Below are 3,003 nucleotides of genomic sequence, written 5' to 3' on the forward strand. Positions count from 1 at the left end.
TATACGGAGAGCAAACTGATTTACTTATTAGCCTTTTCTCTACTCTTTCAAGCAGTTCGTTGATTTTCAAACGAAGCTTCAGTAAGGTCATAGATTGAGTTGCTAGTTGATGATTTCTGCATTGGGATCTGCTCTCAATCTGGCCAGGTTCTCTTGCCACTTTTGGAGTTCTGTGGGTGTGAGTCTTACCCAATCCGTCACCTCCCCTACTATTTTCAAAGGTTCCTTGCTGCGATACGAACGTGTGGGATTGCCCGGAAATTTTTTATCGGTCACATTGGGGTCATTTTCAAAACTCCCGGTCGGTTCAACCACATATACGCGTGGAACACCGTCACCAGGGGCCAATTCAGCAGCAAGCCCTGCCCCATTCACTAAAGCAGTAAAGTAAATGTGGTTCATGATGATCTCAGGATGGTAGTTCGATTTGAATCCGGCCGTCAGCAAATCCCCGACCTGCAAGTCAGCCTTGGTCCCGTGATAGAAAGGACCTTCGTCTAAGACTGGTAAGTTATTGGCTTCTTTCATCCTTTATTCTTTTGTGGTATCCTTTGTTGTTTCGGTTATCGGCTTTGAACCTGTTTAGAAAAGAAACAGCGCTTAGCTTTTACCCTTGCTGTGTGTTCTCTCCAGCAAGGGGGACGGCTCCTGTGCTTGGATTGTTGGTGAGAACACCAACAAGGGCGGCTAGTCTCGCTTCCTTTCGGCTTTACAAAACAGGATCTTTAAATAATTATTAAATAGCCCCTTGACTTTTATGTCCATGGCTTTACTTCCAATTCTGTAGCTCAATTATATTTCCCTCGGGGTCTCTGGCGTAAACAAAGGTGATTTCCCCGGCCCCTTCTATCTTTCTATTTACGATTTCCCCTAACTTTTCTCCGCCATTTTCCAGCAAAGCCGAAAGAACCTTTTCCACGCTTTCAACTTCGAAAGCAATATGCCCAAACCCTCTTTTATTGGGGGAAATGCTTTCTTGATTTTCAATTGTCTCATATTGATATATTTCAAGGGTAGGTCCGTGTTTTCCATAGCCTGGAAGCAACAGATGCGCTCCTTGTAATTTGGCATTCTTCAAACCTGTTCCTTTTTCAAGGAATTCTCCAGATTGATTTCTAATGGGTGGGACAATTTCACATTCAAAAGTTTTCACGTAAAACTCCACCAATTCTTTCCAATTCGTACTGATAATGTTGGTATGGGCAAATCTCATTTTAAAAGTATTCTTATGCTCGTTTTATGAAATTCGGATTAAATGCTGCTTTGTTCATCTCGCAAAAAACGCTCTCGTGTAAGTAATGTACTCGGCCATCAACCACTGTAAGTTGAAGGCTCAACGTCTAGTCACCATTTCATCAACACACTATCAGGCGTTCGTTGTTTTCGGTTAAGCTAAATTTGCCCCTTATAGTTTGGGTCATAATCTACCATCCATTCAATTCCATATTTGTCTCTGAACATTCCGAAATATGAACCCCAAGGGCTTTCGGAAAGAGGCATTTCAATTTGTCCACCTGCTGAAAGGCCGTTGAATAATTTATCGGCTTCTTCTTTGCTTTCAGCACTGATTGAAATTTTACTTCTGTTTTCGTTTTCGTTTGTGCGGCCCATACTTTCTGGGACATCATTCGCCATTAGTATGTTTTTACCAATAGGCAAAGCAATATGCATTATCTTATTTTCTTCATGTTCTGCTACAGGAAATTCTGCACTTGCCAAGTCTTTGAAACGCATCACTTTTGCAAACTCTCCGCCAAATACAGATCTATAAAAGTTGAATGCTTCTTCTGCATTTCCGTTGAAGTTGATATGAGGATTGATTAGTGCCATGATGTATATCTTTTAAGTTATTACATGTTTATTATTTCAAATACCTGAGCGCAGGGACGCGTTTAAACAAATCCGTTGGTGGTAATTTTAATTACTTTGGGTGTTAAAATAGTCCCAAGCTGCTTTAGAAATATCAGCAATGATTCTTTCGTTTGTGTCTAAGTCTTCTTTTGAATCGGTTACAAAAACACTGATGAAAAAATATTCCCCGTTGGGCAAGAAGACAATGCCAATATCGTTAACCGCTGCTGATATCCCTGTTGTTCTGTTTTTGCCGGACGAACCTGGTCTGTGAGCAACAACGGTGCCTTCAGGCAGTTGCCCTTTCAATCTGTTCTTGCCAGGTTCGGTTTCCCTCATCGCTTTCCAGACAAAGTCATAACTACTTGGGGAAAGTAGCTTTTTCTTGTTGTGATAATAGTCTTCTAACACATTGGTGGCCGCTTTCGGGGTTGTCCAGTTTTGAAATTGCAGGTCCCAATTATTCTGCATTACTTCTTCATTGAACTTTATTGAAATGTCTTTGAAGCCATTTCTTATTAAGTACTTCTCAACTGCCTGAGGTCCGCCAAGAAGCCTTAGCAGCGCATCGCACCCTACATTATCGCTTTGAGAAACGGTATACCTTATTATTTCTTCCATTGGCAGCGTTGCGCCATTCGGATACTTATCCCGGAGGGGACTATAAATACCGGGCAACAAGTCTTTTTTCCCGATTTTTATTTTTTGGTCAAGCGACAACCGACCTTTGTCTACTTGCGACAAGGTTGCTAAGGCGATATGAAATTTAAACACACTTTGCATGGGAAAGTGCCTATCTCCTTGTATAGATAAAGTATCATTCCCTTTATTACCGAAAATCGAAACCCCAACGGTTGCATTCCTTGTTGATATAATCTGTTGTATCTTTTGCCGCAACGCACCTGACGTTTGTGCCGATGTCTGGCAAACAAGAACCAATAATAGCGCTGTTGCTAAGGTAAATATGCGAATCATGTTTGGGGTATGTGAAGGCTGTTAAATGCCTGTAAAATTATTACAACCAGACTCGGGTAAAAAACGTGCTAGACCGACGGCCGAGGTGACGTTTACACCTTTATATTTGCCCATCTGCGAGAGTGCAATTTCCTATATTTGAAATGGGAGAGGAGAACTAAACGTTTATATAGGTTT

4 protein-coding genes are annotated in these 3,003 nt (G+C 41.5%); all 4 read right to left on the reverse strand.

The features are described 5' to 3' along the window. Nucleotides 1-102: 102 nt before the first annotated feature. Nucleotides 103-528: an NAD(+)--rifampin ADP-ribosyltransferase gene (arr, locus tag H7U12_RS15970; RefSeq protein WP_186639814.1), complete on the reverse strand. Its 426-nt coding sequence runs from the start codon at nt 526-528 to the stop codon at nt 103-105. Nucleotides 529-769: 241 nt separating this feature from the next. Further along, nucleotides 770-1,213 carry a VOC family protein gene (locus H7U12_RS15975; protein WP_186639816.1) on the reverse strand — a complete coding sequence of 148 codons (444 nt, stop codon included), beginning with the start codon at nt 1,211-1,213 and terminating at the stop codon, nt 770-772. A 179-nt stretch (nt 1,214-1,392) separates the two neighbouring features. Next, a complete protein-coding gene (locus tag H7U12_RS15980; protein WP_186639818.1) occupies nt 1,393-1,830 on the reverse strand; it encodes a VOC family protein in 438 nt (145 codons plus the stop codon). Between the two features lie 87 nt (nt 1,831-1,917). Continuing rightward, nucleotides 1,918-2,826 (reverse strand): class A beta-lactamase, subclass A2, encoded by a 909-nt coding sequence (bla, locus tag H7U12_RS15985; protein ID WP_186639820.1) that lies wholly within the window; start codon nt 2,824-2,826, stop codon nt 1,918-1,920. Nucleotides 2,827-3,003 lie beyond the last annotated feature (177 nt).

Origin of the sequence: Rufibacter sediminis (genome assembly GCF_014269285.1) — a bacterium.
GTDB lineage: Bacteria > Bacteroidota > Bacteroidia > Cytophagales > Hymenobacteraceae > Nibribacter > Nibribacter sediminis.